This is a genomic window from Tropicimonas sp. IMCC6043 (assembly GCF_004146235.1).
In the GTDB taxonomy this organism is placed as follows: Bacteria; Pseudomonadota; Alphaproteobacteria; order Rhodobacterales; family Rhodobacteraceae; genus Tropicimonas.
In genome coordinates, this window is the sequence record NZ_SELO01000006.1 from 53,657 (window position 1) to 72,324 (window position 18,668).

The window sequence follows — 18,668 nt, forward strand, 5'->3', positions numbered from 1 at the left end:
GGCACGAGACAGCAACTGGGGCAATAACCGAATGACACGATTTCTGGCCACCGCGTCAGTCCTCGCGGCAAGCACGGGCGCTGCGATTGCGGGCGGTCTCGACCGGACCGGTCAGCCGATAACAGCGCTCTTCGAGGGAGGCGGCGAGACCGGCGGCTATTTCGAACTTTCTTTCGCCCGCACGTGGCCGTCCCTGTCGGGCACCGGCGTCGGGCGCAGTTTCGAACCGCCGATGAATGTCTTCGGCATCCCCGCGGGCACCCGCTATTCCGATGTCGGCGCCGATTTCTCGAATGTCGGCACCGCGATAAAGGTCCGGTTCAGCGAGAGGCTGTCGGCGGCACTCATATTCGATCAGCCCTATGGCGCCGATATCTCCTATGGCGGCGATCCGGCGACCACCGAGCTCGGCGGCACCAGCGCCTGGGCAGAAACGAACGAGATCACGGCGCTGCTGCGCTACCGGTTCGACGAGCGCTGGAGCGTGCATGCCGGCCTGCGCTACCAGACGGCCGAGGGCAGTATGGCGCTGAGCGGCCTCTCCTACGGCATCACCTCGGCGCAAAGCGCCGGTTTCAAGCTCATGGCCGGCCTGCCCGCGGATTTCGTCATTCCTTCGGTCAACGGCTATGATGTCGAACTCGATCGGGACCCCGCCTGGGGCTGGGTGGCCGGCGCCGCCTACGAGATCCCCGAGATCGCGCTGCGCGTCTCGCTGACCTATTCCTCGGCGATCACCCACGACATGAAGACCACAGAGAATGGCCTGGGCGCCTTCGGCCTGCCCGACGGGCTGACCTCGACCACCGAGGTGAAGACGCCGCAATCGGTCAACCTGGAATTCCAGACCGGGGTCGCCGAGGACACGCTACTCTACGGGGCGGTCCGCTGGGTCGAGTGGAGTGCGTTCAAGATCGACCCGGAGTATTTCACCGCCATCACCGGCGAAGGCCTGGTCGATCTGAAGGATACGACCACCTACGAGATCGGTCTCGGCCGGCGCTTCAGCGAGAAATGGGCAGGCTCGGTCGCGGTCTCCTACGAGGCCGAAACCGGCAAGCTCGTCTCGCCGCTCGCGCCGACCAATGGCCTGATCGCGCTCGCGGTCGGCGCCTCCTACGACATCGGCGCGATCAATGTCAGCGGCGGCGCGCGCTATACCTGGCTCGGCGATGCCGACCCGGAGACCGGCACGCCCGACGTCGCCCGCGCCAGCTTTACCGGCAACGACGCCATCTCGGTCGGCTTCCGGGTCGGCTACGACTTCTGATCCTGGCGCGGGGCGGCACCCCGGGGGCCTCCAGAACGGGCGGATCGCCCGGAGAGGCCGGATGGTCATACCAGCCGCGAGCGCCGGCGCAACAGATACCTGCCCCAACGGAAAAGCCTTGATGCTGGCCCGGCTCGTTTCCATGTCGTATAACGCAGCGAAACGAGGCGAGAGGGGCCCCCTCATGCGAATCCTGATTTCCGTGATCCTTACCGTCGCGGTTCTGTCCGCGCTCGTTGTGGGCATCACACTCGCCGGCGCAGCGGTGGCAAATTCGGCCGGGAAGGCCTTCGAGGAAGGTCCGATGCGCAGCGGCTTCGTACCACGGATCGCCTTCGTCCTGCTGCTGGCGCTGATCGTCGGCACCGGGCTCGGTTTCATCGGAGGCGTGTAATGGCCCAGAGATTCGGCGGCAAATACTCGCCCGACGCTCCCGAGACCGGCGGCGACACGGCCGCGCGGGCCGCCCCTCCACCGCGGCCCCGCGCGCATGGCGCGGCGCGGGTGAACCTGCTCTTCATCGCCCCCATTCCGCTGCTCTTCACCGCCTTCGGCCAGGATGCGATCGGCATGGCGATGGACCTTGCCGCCGCCGCCGTGCTCGTCCTCGGGGCCTTTACACTCTCGGAAGGGTTGAAGGCCGAGGCCGCCTTCGACGCCCGCAAGGTTGCCCGCAAGCCGGCGCTTCCACGCAAGATCATCGCCGCCGCACTCGCCGGGCTAGGGGTCTTTCTCGCCGCCGCCGCACCGGCCGCCGCTGGCTTCGTGCAGCCGTTGATCTATGGCGCGATCGCCATGGCGCTTCATCTCGCCGCTTTCGGACTCGACCCGCTGGCCGACAAGAATCTTGCAGGTGTCGACAGCTTCCAACAGGACCGTGTGGCGCGGGTCATCGGCGAGGCCGAGGCGCAGCTCGACCGCATGGGCGCGGCCATCTCGAAGGCCGGCGACCGGAAGCTCGAACGCCGTGTCGAGGCGTTCCAGGCTACAGCGCGCCACATGTGTCGCACTGTGGAGGAGGACCCGCGCGACCTCACCGCGGCACGCAAGTACCTCGTCGTCTATCTCAAGGGCGCCGCCGAGGCGACGGTCAAGTTTGCTGATCTCTATGCCCGGAAACGCGACGCGGAGGCGCGGGACAGTTATGTCGCGCTGCTCGACGATCTCGAGCGCAATTTTACTGCAAAGACCGACAGGCTGATGGTCGACGACCGCAGCGCCCTCGACGTGGAAATCGAGGTTCTGCGCGACCGGCTTCAGCGTGAAGGCGTTAATATGAATTGACCCCCCGATTTCAGGAGGAAAAGGGAACATGTCGCAGGAGATTCAGGCGAAAGCCACCGAAGTCGAGACCCAAGTGAAGGAGATCACCGAAGTCCAGCTGCCCGAACCGGCGCCGGCTGCAAATATCGTGCCGCTGGAGCAGGCCGACGCGGCGCTCGGCGCCGAGATCCGCAAGCGGATGGACCAGATCGACATGGGCGATACCAACTCGATCGTGTCCTTCGGTTCCGCAGCCCAGGCCGAGCTTCAGGAGATCTCGCAGTCGATGCTGGCCGACGTGAAGAACAAGGATGTCGGTCCCGCGGGCAATTCGCTGCGCGACATCGTCACGACGATCCGCGGATTCTCCGTCGACGAGCTCGATCCCAATCGCAAGCGGAGCTGGTGGGAGCGGCTCATGGGCAAGGCCGAACCCGTCGCCAAGTTCATGGCGAAATATGAGGACGTGCAGGGCCAGATCGACTCGATCACCGACGAGCTTCTGGGCCACGAGCACACGCTCCTGAAGGACATCAAGTCGCTCGACCTGCTCTATGACAAGACCCTGGCCTTCTATGACGAGCTGGCGCTCTACATCTCCGCCGGCGAGGCGAAGCTCGCCGAGCTCGACGGCACGACGATCCCGGCCAAGGAGGCCGAGGTGCAGGCCGCGCCCGAGGGCGAGCAGGTGATGAAGGCGCAGGAACTGCGCGACCTGCGCGCCGCCCGCGACGATCTCGAGCGCCGGGTGCATGACCTGAAGCTCACCCGACAGGTGACGATGCAGTCGCTGCCCTCGATCCGGCTGGTGCAGGAGAACGACAAGTCGCTCGTCACCAAGATCAACTCGACGCTGGTCAACACAGTGCCGCTCTGGGAGACGCAGCTTGCGCAGGCGATCACCATCCAGCGCTCGGCCGACGCCGCCGAGGCTGTGCGCGCGGCCAACGACCTGACCAACGACCTGCTGACCGCCAATGCCGCAAACCTGCGCGAGTCCAACAAGATGGTACGCGAGGAGATGGAGCGCGGCGTGTTTGACATCGAGGCGGTGAAAAAGGCCAATGCGGACCTGATCGCCACGATCAACGAAAGCCTTGCGATTGCCGACGAGGGCAAGGCCAAGCGCGCCGCCGCCGAGGCCGAACTCACCAAGATGGAGCACGAATTGCGCGATACGCTGGCCTCGGCCAAGGCGAAAAAGACCGGGCTGGGCGACACCACGAGCACGTCGGTTCCGGCCAGCTGAGCATGCGTCACCGGGGGCATCGGGCGGGGGCACTGGCTCTCGCGCTTCTGACGCTAGGGGCCTGCGATGTGCCGATGCAGTCCGGCCCGGCGCCCACGCTTCCCATCGACCCGGACGTGCCATCGGCCGCCGCGCCGGCGGCGCCGTCACCGACATCGCGCGCGCTGGCGCAGCACTATGCCCGCGTGCAGGTCGACCTTCTGCAACAGGGCCTGCTCCGAACCGACGGCGGAGGGCCGGACACGCCCTTCGCCGCGCACACGCTCGCCAACAACTTCATCCGGATCGCGCTCTACGACGAATATGTCACGCGCGGCGGCGAGTTGGTGGCACAGCAGACCGCGAGCCGGCTGCGCCGCTGGGAACAGCCGGTGCGGCTGCAGATCCATTTCGGCGACTCGATCGACCCGGAACAGCGTGCCCGCGACAGCCAGGCGCTCACCGGCTATGCCCGCCGCCTGCGCCGCGCCAGCAACCACCCGATCTCTACGGTGGGTGCGGACGGCAATTTTCACGTTCTGGTCCTCAACGAGGACGAACGCCGCAATTATGGAGAGGAGCTGCGCCAGTTGGTCCCCGGCATCGGCGATACCGCGGTGCGGACAATCGAAACCATGCCGCGCACAACCTTCTGCCTCGTCTTCGCCTTCTCGCGCGGCAACGATCCGGCCTATACCCGCGCCATCGCGGTTATCCGCGCCGAGCACCCGGACCTGCTGCGGCTCTCCTGTTTCCACGAGGAGGTGGCACAGGGGCTGGGACTGGCCAATGACAGCCCCATGGCGCGGCCCTCGATCTTCAACGACGATGAGGAGTTCGCGCTGCTGACGACGCAGGACGAACTGATGCTTCGGATCCTCTACGACCGCCGCCTCAGGGCGGGGATGACCGTCGAGGAGGCACAGCCGATCGTCGAGGTGATCGCCGGTGAGTTGCTTGGCGGGGAGAGTTGAGACCGGGCAAATTCCGCCGTTGGAGGCACGCGACGCCTCGCCTATAGTCGCGGCGACCATTTTTGCGAGGATCGGCACATGGGTATTCTGGATTTCCTTTCTGGCCAGTTCATCGACGTCATTCACTGGACCGACGACACGCGGGACACGCTGGTCTGGCGCTTCGAGCGCGAGGGCCACGAGATCAAGTATGGCGCCAAGCTCACGGTGCGCGAGGGCCAGGCGGCGGTGTTCATCCACGAAGGCCAGATGGCCGATGTCTTCACACCCGGTCTCTACATGCTCGAGACCAACAACATGCCGATCATGACCTCGCTCCAGCACTGGGATCACGGCTTCCAGTCGCCGTTCAAAAGCGAGATCTATTTCGTCAACACCACGCGTTTCACCGACCTGAAATGGGGCACCAAGAACCCGGTGATGCTGCGCGACCCGGAATTCGGCCCGACCCGCATCCGCGCCTTCGGAACCTACTCCATCCGCGTTACCGACCCGGCGACGTTCATGACCGAGATCGTCGGCACCGATGGCGAGTTCACCACCGACGAGATCACTTTCCAGATCCGCAACATCATCGTGCAGGAAAGCTCCCGGGTTATGGCGGGCTCGGGCATCCCGGTGCTCGACATGGCGGCCAACACAGGCGACATGGGCAAGCTCATCGCGACCACGGTCTCCGAGGTTCTCAAGGCATACGGGCTGATCATGCCCGAATTCTACATCGAGAACATTTCCCTGCCGCCCGCGGTGGAAGCGGCGCTGGACAAGCGGACATCGATGGGCCTCGCAGGCGACCTCGGCAAGTTCACCCAGTATTCCGCCGCCGAGGCGATGACGGCGGCAGCGCAGAACCCCGCAGGTGGCGGCGGGATGGGCGCCGGTCTCGGCATGGGGATGGGCATGGCGATGGCCAACCAGATGGCCCAGCCGCAAGGCCCCTGGGGCGCAGCACAGGGGCCGTGGGGTGCCGGCCCGCAACAACCGATGCAGGCACCGGCCGCGGCCCAGCCTGCACCGCCGCCCCCGCCGGTCGAACATGTCTGGCATATCGCCAAGGCCGGACAGACCACCGGCCCCTTCTCCAAAGCCGACATGGGCCGCATGGCGGCCGAGGGCGCGCTCACGCGCGACACCCATGTCTGGACCCCGGGTCAGGACGGCTGGAAGACTGCCGGAGACGTGCAGGAACTGGCGCAACTCTTCACCATCCTGCCCCCTCCTCCGCCACCGGGCGTCTGACGCGAGATCCGTTTGGTGGCGTCCGAACCCGGTTGCCACTCGGGCGGAGCAAGCGTTAGCGATTGGCACCAAATTACGGCTCGGCACCCTGCCCCGGCATGACTCACCACCTCATTGGCTGAGCTTGGCGAGCGCCGCCTTCAGCCTCGGCTCGTATTCGGCCGAATAGCTCCAGACCAGCACGCGAATCCTGCCGTCGCGCAGGATGGCAACGCCATCGAACTCGGCCGGCGAGACCCCGAGGCTCTCCAGCTTGTTTCCGTAGTAGAGGCAGGTGAACGTGGCGCGGTCGCCGTCCATCCTGAGATCGGCGAATTCAACCCGGCCGCCATCGGCGTGGGTGCCGGTCCACCAGGCGCCGATCTCCTCCCTGCCAACCAGGGCCGGTGCCGTCATTCGGCTCGAGGCGGGGACGACGGCGAACATCGCGTCCTCAGTCAGGAATTCGACCGCGGCCGCTATGTCCCCGGCCGACACGGCCGCGTAGGCATCCTCGACGACAAAACCGCTGCTTTGCGCGCTCGAAGCCGTCGCCGACAGCGACGCGACAAAAGCGAGCGCCAGCACGGACAAGATCCGGTTTCCTGCATACATGACTTCCTCCCCTTCCTGTCGGCGCCCCGGGCGGCCACGCCGGATGGGGCGCGCTGTCAGTCTAGGGTGACGTTACGAGAGGCGCCATGATCCACGTCATTCAGACCCGGATGGCCGGTCTGGTCGTGCTGGGGCTATGAAGGCCGACGCTTGACCGCACCGGCCCGGCACGCGATGACTCCCCCCGAGACCGGCCCACGCCCGTCGCGCCTCTTGAGCGGGGAGAACGTTATGAGTGACATCCCGAAAGTGCCACGATCGGCCGGTCGCCCGGACCCGACGCCGCCTCCCATGGGCGATGACGCCGCCGGACTGCCACCCGAAGCAGAAGCCGAGGCCGAGAAACACCGCTTTCCCTGCCCCGCCTGCGGTTCGGACCTGCGTTTCTCGGCCGATGCGGGCGATCTCGTCTGCGACCATTGCGGCCATGTCGAGCATGTCGCCGCGACCGGCCGCGCGGCGTGGAAACAGGCGCTGCGCGAGCTCGACTACGAGGCGGCGCTGCGCCAGGAGGTGCCGGCAGCCGAGATCATCGAAGTCCGCACCGTCCATTGCGACAGCTGCGGCGCCGAGATCGAGATGAGCCAGCTCGAACAAGCCAAGGAATGCCCCTTTTGCGCCTCGCCCATTGTCACCGACACCGGCGCCCACCGGATGCTGAAACCGCAGGCGCTGCTTCCCTTCGCACTCGACGAGAAGACGGCGCGGGCAAAGATGACCGCATGGCTCGGCCGACTCTGGTTCGCGCCGAACGGGCTCAAGGAATACGCCCGCAAGGGGCGGAAGCTGACCGGCATCTATGTTCCCTACTGGACCTATGACGCCGACACCAGGAGCCGGTATTCCGGCATGCGCGGTGACGACTATTGGACCACCGAGACCTATCGCTCTGACGGCGAGACCAAGACCCGGCGAGTGAAGAAGACGCGGTGGCGGCGGGTTTCGGGGCGGGTTGCGCGGAAATTCGACGACGTGCTCGTGCTGGCCTCCGACAGCCTGCCGCGTAGCTATACCGACGCGCTGGAGCCCTGGGATCTCGGCGAGCTCGTTCCCTACGAGCCGCGCTACCTCGCCGGCTATGCCGCCGAAGGATATTCGGTCGAGGTCGAGCCCGGTTTCGGCATCGCGCGGCAGAAGATGGACCGGGTCATCGCCGCCGACATCCGGCGCGACATCGGCGGCGACCGGCAGAAGATCGCGAGCGTCGACACCGATGTATCCGCGGTGACCTTCAAGCATATCCTGCTGCCGGTCTGGATGGCGGCCTACAAGTTCCGCGGAACATCCTACCGTTTCGTGGTCAATGCCCGCACCGGCGAGGTGAAGGGCGAGCGGCCATGGTCCGCATGGAAGATCGCGGTGGCGGTCCTCGCGGGGCTCGTGGTCGTCGGCGGGCTGCTCTATCTGAGCGGGATGCAATAGCGGCCGGTTGGCCGGAGGATGACGGGAGAGGCGTGATGATGGGGATACTCCGCAGGCTCCTGGTCGGGCTTCGTCGCCAATTTCGCCGGCTCGGGCTCCGCGTAGCGCTTTACGCGGCGCTCGCCGTCGCTGTCGCGCTGGCCGGGGCGCTGATCGCACCGGTCATGCCCGCCGCTTTCACCGGCCTAATCAAGCCCGAGGCGGTGATGCCCGTGCTCGACATCCTCGCGAGCTCGATGCTGGCGGTCTCGACCTTTTCGCTGGGCGTGATGGTCTCTGCCCAGAACGGTGCATCCGACCGGGCGACTCCGCGAATCCACCGGCTGATGCTGGCGGACCGGACCACGCAATCGGTTCTCGCCGCCTTCGTCGGCGCCTTCGTCTATGCGCTGACCGCCATCCTGATGTTCCGGACCGGTCTCTACCCGGACGAGGTGGCGGTGCTGGTCATGGGCGTGACGATCGCGGTGGTCGTTCTCGTCGTCGTGGCAATGCTGCGCTGGATCGAGCACCTGAGCTGGCTCGGAAGCCTCGACGAGAGCATGCGCATCGCCACCGAGGACGCCCGCACGAGCCTTGCCAACCATGCACGACAGCCGGCGCTCCGGGCCGTGCCGCTGACCGACGACGTTGTCCTGCCCGGCAGTGTCACGCCAGTCCCGGCTCGCGATTCGGGTTATGTCCAGTTCATCGACGTGGCGGCCATCGAAGCCTGCCTGCCCGGCGTCTCGCGCGCCTATGTGACCCGCGCGCCCGGCCGCCACGTTCTGGCCGGACAACCGCTGGCGCTGGTCTCGGGCCAGATTGGGGACGCGGCGCTGCGGGGAATCGCCGACTGCTTCGTCACCGGCCAGATCCGGACCAGTGAGCAGGACCCCGAATTCGGCATCATGACACTTTCGGAGACGGCCTCTCGCGCGCTCTCGCCCGGGGTTAACGATCCCGGCACGGCGATCGAGGCGATCGAGCGGCTGCAAACGCTGCTCTGGGATTACGCGCGGGACGACGCGCCGGCCAAACCACCGCGCGCCACCCGCGTCTTCCTGCCGGTGCCGGGCGCAGACAGGCTCATCGAGGCGGCTTTCGGAGCCATCGCCCGCGACGGCGCTGGCGTGATCGAGGTTGCCATGGAGTTGCGCCGCGCGCTGCTGACACTGGCCCAGTCGCCGAACGTGGCAATCAACGAGGCGGCCCGTGCGCTATCCGATCACGCGCTCGACCATGCCGAGGCCGCGCTCGTGCTCGAGACGGAGAAGGAGCGGCTCAGGTCCGTTGGAAAGAAAACCGACGCCTGAACGCGCGCGCCCCCGCGCCCCGACAAAGGGCCGCGACACGAGGAGAGATGGACCTTTCACCACCCTCGGCATAGGAACGAAGATGCGCATCTTCCATGGGAGCAAAACGATGATCCTTTGTGCCGGCGAAGCCCTGATCGACATGTTGCCGCGTCTGTCGCAGGCGAATGAACCGGCTTTCGCGCCTGTCGCGGGCGGTTCCGTGTTCAACACTGCCATCGCGCTCGGCCGGCTCGGTACGCCGGTGCGTTTCTTCACCGGGCTCTCGACCGATCTTTTCGGCATGAGGCTCGAAGCCGCGCTGGCCGAAAGCGGCGTCGATGCTGCGCTGGCGGCACGCGCGGACCGGCCGACGACGTTGGCTTTCGTCGAACTGGTCGACGGCCACGCCAAATACGCCTTCTATGACGAGAACACCGCCGGCCGGATGCTGGCGCCCGCCGACCTGCCCGCGCCGGCGGCGCTGCACGATGTCGCGGCGCTGTTCTTCGGTGGAATCTCGCTGGTGGTCGAGCCCTGTGCCTCGGCCTACGAGGCGCTAGCGCTGCGCGAGGCGGCCGGCAAGCTGGTGATGCTCGATCCGAATATCCGCCCCTCCTTCATCCGCGACGAGGCCGCCTACCGCGCCCGGATCGGGCGGATGCTGGCGGTGGCCGACATCGTCAAGGTCTCCGACGAGGACCTCGAGTGGATCGTCGGGCCCGGCACACTCGCCGCGCAAGCCGAGAAGCTCCGCGCGATGGGGCCAGTGCTGGTCTGCGTTACCCGCGGCAAGGACGGGGTGACGGCCTTCCGCGACGGCGCGCCGGTCGAGGTGGCCTCGACGCCCGTCGAAGTGGTCGACACGGTCGGCGCCGGCGACACCTTCAACGCCGGGGTTCTGGCCGGGCTGGCGCGGGCCGGGAAGTTGGCGAAATCCGCGGTTCCCGGGCTCATGGACGAAGAGATCGCTGTGGCGCTCGACCTCGGTGCCCGCGCCGCCGCAATTACCGTCAGCCGCGCAGGCGCCAACCCGCCCACCGCCGCCGAACTCGACCTGTGAGGGCACTGGTCCAGCGCGTGAGCGAGGCCTCTGTCACCGTGGACGGCACGGTGATCGGCGAGATCGGCGTGGGCGTGCTGGTGCTGGTCTGTGCGATGCAGGGCGACAGCACGCGCGAGGCTGAGAAGCTGGCCGAAAAACTCGCCAAGCTGCGCATCTTCGGGGACACGGCGGGCAAGATGAACCGGGCGCTGCTCGACACGGGCGGCGCAGCGCTGGTGGTCAGCCAGTTCACGCTGGCCGCCGACACGACCCGCGGCAACCGCCCCGGTTTCTCGACGGCCGCCGCACCGGACCTGGGCGCGCAACTCTACGAGCATTTCGCCGCCCATCTCGCCAGCCTCGGACCGCGCGTCGAGACCGGACGCTTTGGCGCCGACATGAAGGTTGGCCTGATCAATGACGGGCCGGTGACGATCTGGTTGGAAATCCCGCCCGACGGAGGCGAAAAGATTTCCGATTAAAACAATCGGAATTGACTCCAGAAAGTATTTTACTAAGGTTTCTCTCGGAAACGATGGAGAGACCCATGCACCCCGCGACCCCGTGTTCTCTCGAACCGGCACCGGCCCGCACTCTGGCACAGAGCGTCGTCTGGGCGTTCGGCGTGCTTCCGGTGCTGCCTCTCGGAATTGAAACCCTCCTGGACAGGATCGAGACACAACCATGAGCCTTTTGCGAGAGATCGCCCTCACCGACACCACTCCGGCCGCCCGCCCGAGCTTTGACGCCCGCAGCATGACCGGAGCGGACGGGCTGGCGGAGATCACCCTGGACGACAAGGTCTACACGCTCAGGATAACGAAGGCCGGTAAGCTAATCCTCACGAAATGATGGCATGACGGGCGGGGAGCCCGTCGCCGGGAGGACGGCGGGTCCATGACCCGAAGAGGTACGAGTGACTATGTGTGCCGACCCCGCCCTCATACCGTCTCCATGTATCGACATCTGTCGGTATTCTCGGCGCGGGCACTGCCAGGGCTGTTCCATGACCCAGGCACAGAAACGGCTCTTTAACGGACTGAAACAGTCCGTGCAGCGGGTCGAATTCGTCGAGGTCATCCGCCAGCAGCAGCTGAGGATGGGCCGCTACGACCATTGGCCCGCGGCCTACGAGGCGAAATGCCGCCGGGCGGCGGAGCGGGGCCGATCCTGACCGCCTGCATCGGTGCCTGCGATACCCGCAGCGCCGTATTCCCTTCTTCTCCATCGTCCCGTTCCCCTGCGGTCGCGGAGCTGTCATCGCCTGTCGCTTTCAGGGCGGCGCGGTTTTCGGCAATACTGGCATCAAGGGCGCGATGGCGCTTGTATCGGAGCGGACTGCGCCGGGAGGGGAGCCATGGACGGGAATCAGGCGGGCAAGGAGCCCGGCATCTGGAAATCGGGGCGCGGTAAGGGGCGGCGCACGCCCAAGGGGCGGCAGCTCGACGAGGCGGCGCTGGCCGAGATCCGCGGGCTGCTCGGCGACCGGCCACGGCGCCGTGACCTGCTGATCGAGTTCCTGCACCTGATCCAGGATTGCCACAGCCACCTGTCCGCCGCCCATATCCGCGCGCTTGCCGAAGAGATGCGCCTCGCCGAGGCGGAGATCTACGAGGTGGCGAGCTTCTATGCGCATTTCGACCTGGTCCGCGAGGGCGAGACCCCGCCGCCACCTGTCACCATCCGGGTCTGCGACTCGCTCTCTTGCGAGATTGCCGGCGCAGAGGCCCTGAAGGCGGCGCTCATGGCGGGCACCGACTCGGCGGAGGTCCGCGTGCTGCGCGCGCCCTGCATGGGCCGCTGCAACCGCGCGCCCGCGGCCGAACTCGGTCACAACCATGTCGAGAACGCCACCGCCGGAAAGGTACTCGCCGCGCTCGAGGCCGGCGAATTCACGCCGCGCCTGCCCGACTGGCAGACCCTGCCCGAATACCGCGCCCAGGGCGGCTATCGGACACTTGCACGCTTGCGCGAGGCGGGCGACTGGGAGGCGGTGCAAGCCGACATCGCCGCCGCGGGGTTGCGCGGACTCGGCGGGGCGGGCTTCCCATCCGGAAAGAAATGGAGCTTCGTCCGCGCCGGCGCCGCGCCGCGCTATCTCGCCGTCAACGGCGACGAGGGAGAGCCAGGCACCTTCAAGGACCGCCACCATCTCGAACGCGAGCCGCACATGTTCCTTGAGGGCATGCTGATCGCCGCCTGGGCGATCGAGGCAGCGCGTTGCTACATCTACATGCGCGACGAATACCCCGCCGTGCTGGAGATCCTGCGCCGGGAGATTGCCGCGTTGGAGGCGGCGGGCCTTGTCGCGCCAGGCTTCGTCGAACTCCGCCGTGGCGCCGGCGCCTATATCTGCGGCGAGGAAAGCGCGATGATCGAGTCGATCGAGGGCAAGCGCGGCCTGCCGCGCCACCGGCCGCCCTATGTCGCGCAGGTCGGGCTCTTCGGCCGGCCGACGCTGGTCCACAATGTCGAAACGCTCTACTGGGTCGCCCGCATCGCCCGCTTCGGCCCCGAGATCATGAACACGGTCGAGCGGAACGGCCGCACCGGGCTTCGCACCTATTCGGTCTCCGGCCGCGTGCGGCAACCGGGCGTGTACTTGCTGCCCGCGGGATCCACCATCACCGAGATCATTGCCGCCGCCGGCGGCATGGCAGAGGGGCATGTCTTCAAGGCGTTCCAGCCCGGCGGCCCCTCCTCCGGTATCCTGCCGGCAACGCTCTCCGACGTGCCGCTCGATTTCGACACGCTGCAGGAGCATGACAGCTTCATCGGCTCCGCCGCCATCGTCGTCCTCTCCGATCAGGACAGCATCCGCGAGGCGGCGCTTACCATGCTCCGCTTCTTCGAGGACGAAAGCTGCGGGCAATGCGCGCCCTGCCGGGTGGGCTGCGAGAAGGCCGTGAAGCTGATGCAGGCGGAGCATTGGGACCGCGGACTGCTCGAGGAACTGGCCCAGGTGATGACCGACGCCTCGATCTGCGGTCTCGGTCAGGCGGCGCCGAACCCGTTCCTGCTGGCAATAAAGCATTTCCCGGAGGAGCTGTGATGACCGACACCACCCGATTCACCCTCGATGGCGCTCCGGTCGAAGCCCATCCGGGCCAGACGATATGGGAGGTTGCCCACGGCCGGGGGCTGACGCTCCCGCATCTCTGCCACAAGCCGGCACCGGGATACAGGCCGGACGGCAATTGCCGTGCCTGCATGGTGGAGATCGAGGGCGAGCGCAGCCTCGCCGCCTCCTGCATCCGCGAGCCAAGTGATGGCATGGTGGTGACCACTGCCTCCGCCCGCGCGCGGAAGGCGCGCGAGATGGTGCTGGAACTGCTCGTGGCCGACCAGCCACCGCGCGAGGCGGCGCACGACCGCTCGAGCCATTTCTGGCAGATCGTCGCGGAAAATGGCACCACGACCAGCCGCTTCCCGCCGCTGGCGCCCGACCACGTCCCGATTCTGGATGCCAGCCACATCGCCATGCGGGTCAATCTCGACGCCTGCATCCAGTGCGGCCTGTGCGTGCGCGCCTGCCGCGAGGTGCAGGTCAATGACGTGATCGGCATGGCCGGCCGCGGCCACGCCGCCTTTCCGGTCTTCGACCAGGCGGACCCGATGGGCGAGTCCACCTGCGTCGCCTGCGGCGAGTGCGTTCAGGCCTGCCCGACCGGCGCGCTGATGCCGGCCTCGGTGCTTGACGATGCCGGGCACGGGGACAGCGCGGCGGCGGACAGCGAGACACGGACGGTCTGCCCGTTCTGCGGCGTGGGCTGCCTCGTCAACCTCAAGGTCCGGGACGGCCGCATCGCCCATGTCGAGGGGGTGAACGGGCCGGCCAACGAGGGGCGGCTCTGCGTCAAGGGCCGCTTCGGCTTCGATTACGTCCACCATGGGCACCGCCTGACGAAGCCACTCATCCGCCGCGCGGACGCACCGGAAAAGGGGCTAAACCTCGATCCGTCGGACCTCTCGACCCATTTCCGCGAGGCAAGCTGGGAGGAGGCTCTGGAGGCTGCCGCGTCCGGTCTGGCCCGGCTGCGCGACACCCACGGTGGCGCGGCGGTCGCGGGCTTCGGCTCGGCCAAATGCACCAACGAGGAGGCGTATCTCTTCCAGCGGCTGATCCGCGAGGGGTTCGGGCACAACAACGTCGACCATTGCACCCGGCTCTGCCACGCCTCCTCGGTCGCGGCCCTCATTGAGAACGTCGGCTCCGGCGCGGTGACGGCAACTTTCAACGAGATCGAGAATGCCGATGTCGCCATCGTCATCGGCGCCAACCCGGCCGAGAACCACCCGGTCGCCGCCACCTACTTCAAGCAGTTCGTACGCCGCGGCGGCAAGCTCATCGTGATGGACCCGCGCGGCCAGAGCCTTTCCCGCTTCGCCTCCCACATGCTGCAATTCCGCCCGGGCACCGACGTCGCGATGCTCAACGCGATCATGCATGTGATCGTCGAGGAAGGGCTCTACGACGCGCAATACGTCGCCGGTTTCACCGAGAACTGGGAGGCCGAGAAGGCGCATCTGGCGGATTTCCCGCCGGACAAGATGGCCGATATCTGCGGCATCGACGCCGCAACGCTGCGCGAGGTCGCCCTCAGCTTCGCCACTGCCAAGGCAGCGATGATCTTCTGGGGCATGGGCGTGAGCCAGCATGTCCACGGTACCGACAACTCGCGCTGCCTCATCTCACTGGCCCTCATGTGCGGCCATGTCGGCCGGCCGGGCACCGGGCTGCATCCGCTCCGGGGCCAGAACAACGTGCAGGGCGCATCCGACGCCGGGCTCATCCCGATGTTCCTGCCCGACTACCAGAGCGTGACCGATGCCGGCATTCGGCATCATTTCTCCGACATCTGGGGCAGCGGCGATTTCAGCGCCGAGAAGGGGCTGACGGTGACCGAAATCCTCGACGCGGTCCATGCCGGGCAGATCCGCGGGATGTATGTCCTCGGCGAGAACCCGGCGATGTCGGACCCCGACGTGGAGCATGCCCGCGCCGCGCTGGCCAAGCTCGATCACCTCGTGATGCAGGACATCTTCCCCACAGAAACGGCGAGTTTCGCCGACGTGATCCTGCCAGCCGCAGCGCTCTACGAGAAGGCGGGAACGGTCTCCAACACCAACCGGCAGGTGCAGATGGTCCGCCCTGCCCTCGCACCGCCTGGCACGGCGCGACCTGACTGGGAAATCACGCAGGATCTCGCCCGGCGTCTCGGGCTTGACTGGCGCTTCTCCCATCCGAGTGACGTCTTTGTGGAGATGAAGCGCGGCATGGCGAGCCTCGACAACATTACTTGGGACCGGCTCGAACGCGAAAGCGTCACCTACCCGTCGCTGTCGGAGGATGATCCCGGCCAGTCGGTCGTCTTTGGCGAGGGCTTCCCGCGTGAGGGCGGCCGCGCCCGCTTCGCGCCGGCCGCCATTGTCCCGCCGGACGAGGCGCCCGATGCGGAGTATCCGATGATCATGACAACCGGCCGGCAGCTCGAACACTGGCATACCGGCTCGATGACCCGGCGCGCCTCGGTGCTCGACGCCGTGGAGCCGGAGGCCAACTGCTCGCTCCACCCGGCGACGCTGCACCGGCTGGGCGTCGAACCCGGCGGGATGGTGCGCCTGACGACCCGCCGCGGCACGATCGAGATCATGGCGCGGGCCGATCGCAACGTCTCTCCCGACATGGTCTTCGTCCCCTTCGCCTATGTCGAAGCAGCGGCGAACCTTCTGACCAACCCCGCGCTCGACCCCTATGGCAAGATTCCGGAGTTCAAGTTTTCAGCGGTTCGGGTCGAGCCCGCCTGACCCGCGAAGCCGCCACAAACGCCTTCGAGGCGGCTGCTGCATACTGTCGCATACCGAAAGTGCTCGATGATCGGCGCAGCAGTATCAGCGTCTCGTCCGACGCCGGATCGTGACCACGAAAACGTTTTCCGAGGCCCTAAAGCGGCAGATCCGTGAGGTCCACGCGACTTGTGCGGCTTTCTCCACGATATCTCGCGGGGACCTTCTCGCCCGTCCCGAAAGGGAAGAACCCGCGCGATGCTCCATCTTGCCATTGACCAAACCCACCGCCACAGCCACAGACAGGACCAACCGCATTTTCCGAAAGGGAGGCACACATGGCCGAATCGAACACGCCCGACATCATCTACACGAAGGTCGACGAAGCCCCCGAGCTCGCCTCGGCCTCGCTTCTGCCGATCATCCGCAGCTTCGCCGCGGCCGCCGGTATCGAAGTGGGGACCAAAGACATCTCGGTCGCCGGACGCATCCTGGCCAGCTTCCCGGAATACCTGAAGGAAGAGCAGCGCGTCCCTGACCACCTCGCCGAGTTGGGCGAACTGGTGAAGACGCCGGGCGCCAATGTCATCAAGCTCCCCAACATCTCTGCCTCGGTGCCGCAGCTGACCGCGGCTATCGCCGAGCTGCAAGCCCAGGGGTTCGCAATTCCGAATTGCCCGGAGGAGCCGGCGAGCGACGAGGAAAAGGCGGTCCGCGCCAAATATGATGCAATCAAGGGCTCCGCCGTGAACCCGGTCCTACGCGAGGGCAACTCCGACCGCCGTGCCGCGAAGGCGGTGAAGAACTACGCGCAGCAGAACCCCCATTCCATGGGCGCCTGGTCCGCCTCGAGCAAGACCAAGGTCTCGTCGATGTCGGATGGCGATTTCTACGCCAACGAGAAATCCGCCACCATCACCGAGGACCAGGCCGGCCCCGCGCGCATCGAAATCACCACCGCCGATGGCTCGACCGAGATCCTGAAGGATGGCTGGCAGCTCGAGCCGGGCACGATCGTCGACGCCACTTTCCTGTCCGCGAAGGCGCTCGACGCCTTCCTCGCCGAGGCGATCGAGGACACCAAGGCCGACGGCACGATGTTCTCGCTGCACCTGAAGGCAACGATGATGAAGGTCTCCGACCCGATCATCTTCGGCCACGCGGTCAGGGCCTGGCTGGCGCCGGTGTTCAAGAAGTTCGAGCCCCGGCTGCAGAGCCTCGGCGTGAACCCGAATTCCGGGATGGGCGACCTGCTGGAGCGGGTCAAGGACGATGCCGAGATCATGGAGGCGATCGAGACCGTCACGGCGCTGCGCCCGTCGATCTACATGGTCGATTCTGACCGTGGCATCACCAACCTGCACGTCCCCTCGGACGTCATCATCGACGCGTCGATGCCCGCGGTGATCCGCGCCGGCGGCAAGGGCTGGGACCAGACGGGCGCCAAGGGCGACACCAACTGCGTCATCCCCGACCGCTGCTACGCGCCGGTCTACGACGAGGCCATCAATTTCTTCAAGGAGAACGGCGCGCTCGACCCGGCAACCGCAGGGGCGGTCGCCAATGTCGGGCTGATGGCGCAGAAGGCCGAGGAATACGGCTCGCACCCGACGACCTTCGAGGCTGCGGCCGACGGCGTGATCCGCGTTGTTCTGGCCAATGGCGACGTGCTGCACGCGCATCAGGTCGAGGCGGGCGACATCTGGCGCGCCTGCACCGTCAAGAAGCTGCCGATCGAGAACTGGATCCAACTCGCACTGGACCGGCAGCGGCTCACCGGCTCGGAAGCGATCTTCTGGCTGGACGAGAACCGCGCGCATGACTCCGAGCTCATCAAATACGTGAAGCCTGCCCTCGAAGAGGCCGGCGTCGCAGACAAATTCAAGATCATGGCACCGCGCGAAGCGACCCGCCAATCGCTCGAGACGATCACCGCGGGCAAGGACAGCATCGCCATCACCGGCAACGTGCTCAGGGACTACCTGACCGACCTCTTCCCGATCCTCGAGCTCGGCACGTCGGCCAAGATGCTTTCCATCGTCAAGCTGATGCAGGGCGGTGGCCTGTTCGAGACCGGCGCGGGCGGGTCGGCTCCGAAACACGTCCAGCAGCTTGTCGCCGAGAACCACCTGCGGTGGGACTCGATGGGCGAGTTCTGCGCCCTCGGTGAGAGCCTGAACTTCCTTGCCGACGGCACCGGCAATGCCCGGGCCGGCGTGCTGGGGCGCGCAGCCGAGGCCGCGACCCAGGGCATCCTGGACAACGACCGCTCGCCCTCGCGCAAGGTCGGAGAGCCGGACAACCGTGACAGCCACTACTGGTTCGCCCGCTATTGGGCCGAGGCGCTGGCCGCGCAAGAGGACGACGCGGAGCTTGCGGCGCATTTCGCGCCGATCGCAAAGGCGCTGGCCGAGGGCGAAGCGGCGATCCTCGCCGAGCTTGCCGCCGTTCAGGGCGCGCCTGCGGATCTCGGCGGGTATTACCACACCGATCCGGCCAAGACCGCCGCGGTCATGCGGCCCTCTGCCACGCTCAACGGGATCTTCGGCTGATCCCGCTCGCAAGCTCTTGA

General features: G+C 66.8%; 16 protein-coding genes. 15 read left to right on the forward strand and 1 reads right to left on the reverse strand.

Annotated elements, in window-relative coordinates; all coding sequences use genetic code 11:
* Positions 1–31: 31 nt before the first annotated feature.
* The 6 genes from EU800_RS08460 (at position 32) to EU800_RS08485 (ending at position 5,974) form a co-directional block, all read left to right on the forward strand.
* The gene (locus EU800_RS08460; protein WP_129630554.1) at positions 32–1,270 is read left to right on the forward strand and encodes an OmpP1/FadL family transporter; all 1,239 of its coding nucleotides are present in this window, start codon (positions 32–34) and stop codon (positions 1,268–1,270) included.
* A gap of 184 nt (positions 1,271–1,454) precedes the next feature.
* Positions 1,455–1,664 (forward strand): hypothetical protein, encoded by a 210-nt coding sequence (locus EU800_RS08465; protein WP_129630556.1) that lies wholly within the window; start codon positions 1,455–1,457, stop codon positions 1,662–1,664.
* On the forward strand, positions 1,664–2,554 hold the full coding sequence (locus tag EU800_RS08470; protein ID WP_129630558.1) for a 5-bromo-4-chloroindolyl phosphate hydrolysis family protein: 891 nt from the start codon (positions 1,664–1,666) through the stop codon (positions 2,552–2,554). The genes EU800_RS08465 and EU800_RS08470 overlap by 1 nt, the downstream gene beginning before the upstream one ends.
* Positions 2,555–2,582: 28 nt before the next feature.
* A complete protein-coding gene (locus EU800_RS08475) occupies positions 2,583–3,782 on the forward strand; it encodes a toxic anion resistance protein (RefSeq protein ID WP_129630560.1) in 1,200 nt (399 codons plus the stop codon).
* 2 nt (positions 3,783–3,784) lie between these two features.
* Complete coding sequence (locus EU800_RS08480) at positions 3,785–4,735, forward strand: DUF2927 domain-containing protein (protein ID WP_129630562.1); 951 nt, start codon at positions 3,785–3,787, stop codon at positions 4,733–4,735.
* A gap of 78 nt (positions 4,736–4,813) precedes the next feature.
* Positions 4,814–5,974, forward strand: a complete 1,161-nt coding sequence (locus tag EU800_RS08485; RefSeq protein ID WP_129630564.1) for an SPFH domain-containing protein — start codon at positions 4,814–4,816, stop codon at positions 5,972–5,974.
* Positions 5,975–6,085: 111 nt separating this feature from the next.
* On the opposite strand, the gene EU800_RS08490 is transcribed toward EU800_RS08485, so the two are convergent.
* The gene (locus tag EU800_RS08490) at positions 6,086–6,541 is read right to left on the reverse strand and encodes a nuclear transport factor 2 family protein (RefSeq protein ID WP_242500452.1); all 456 of its coding nucleotides are present in this window, start codon (positions 6,539–6,541) and stop codon (positions 6,086–6,088) included.
* Positions 6,542–6,799: 258 nt separating this feature from the next.
* On the opposite strand from EU800_RS08490, the gene EU800_RS08495 reads away from it, so the two are divergent.
* The 9 genes from EU800_RS08495 to EU800_RS08535 all read left to right on the forward strand — a co-directional run bounded on the left by EU800_RS08495 (position 6,800) and on the right by EU800_RS08535 (position 18,648).
* Positions 6,800–7,990, forward strand: coding sequence for a TFIIB-type zinc finger domain-containing protein (locus EU800_RS08495; RefSeq protein WP_371685600.1), 1,191 nt, complete (start codon positions 6,800–6,802; stop codon positions 7,988–7,990).
* Positions 7,991–8,025: 35 nt separating this feature from the next.
* On the forward strand, positions 8,026–9,285 hold the full coding sequence (locus EU800_RS08500; RefSeq protein ID WP_165354598.1) for a DUF2254 domain-containing protein: 1,260 nt from the start codon (positions 8,026–8,028) through the stop codon (positions 9,283–9,285).
* Between the two features lie 109 nt (positions 9,286–9,394).
* A complete protein-coding gene (locus tag EU800_RS08505) occupies positions 9,395–10,327 on the forward strand; it encodes a carbohydrate kinase (protein ID WP_129630570.1) in 933 nt (310 codons plus the stop codon).
* Entirely contained in the window at positions 10,324–10,791 is a 468-nt protein-coding gene (gene dtd / locus EU800_RS08510; protein WP_129630572.1) for a D-aminoacyl-tRNA deacylase, read from the forward strand. Before EU800_RS08505 ends, dtd begins: the two co-directional genes overlap by 4 nt.
* Positions 10,792–10,993: 202 nt before the next feature.
* Entirely contained in the window at positions 10,994–11,161 is a 168-nt protein-coding gene (hemP, locus tag EU800_RS08515; RefSeq protein WP_129630574.1) for a hemin uptake protein HemP, read from the forward strand.
* Between the two features lie 70 nt (positions 11,162–11,231).
* The gene (locus tag EU800_RS08520) at positions 11,232–11,483 is read left to right on the forward strand and encodes a DUF1289 domain-containing protein (RefSeq protein WP_129630812.1); all 252 of its coding nucleotides are present in this window, start codon (positions 11,232–11,234) and stop codon (positions 11,481–11,483) included.
* 183 nt (positions 11,484–11,666) lie between these two features.
* On the forward strand, positions 11,667–13,361 hold the full coding sequence (locus tag EU800_RS08525) for an NAD(P)H-dependent oxidoreductase subunit E (RefSeq protein ID WP_129630576.1): 1,695 nt from the start codon (positions 11,667–11,669) through the stop codon (positions 13,359–13,361).
* Positions 13,361–16,117 carry a formate dehydrogenase subunit alpha gene (fdhF, locus tag EU800_RS08530; protein WP_129630578.1) on the forward strand — a complete coding sequence of 919 codons (2,757 nt, stop codon included), beginning with the start codon at positions 13,361–13,363 and terminating at the stop codon, positions 16,115–16,117. The genes EU800_RS08525 and fdhF overlap by 1 nt, the downstream gene beginning before the upstream one ends.
* Before the next feature lie 317 nt (positions 16,118–16,434).
* Positions 16,435–18,648 carry an NADP-dependent isocitrate dehydrogenase gene (locus tag EU800_RS08535; protein WP_129630580.1) on the forward strand — a complete coding sequence of 738 codons (2,214 nt, stop codon included), beginning with the start codon at positions 16,435–16,437 and terminating at the stop codon, positions 18,646–18,648.
* Positions 18,649–18,668: the final 20 nt, after the last annotated feature.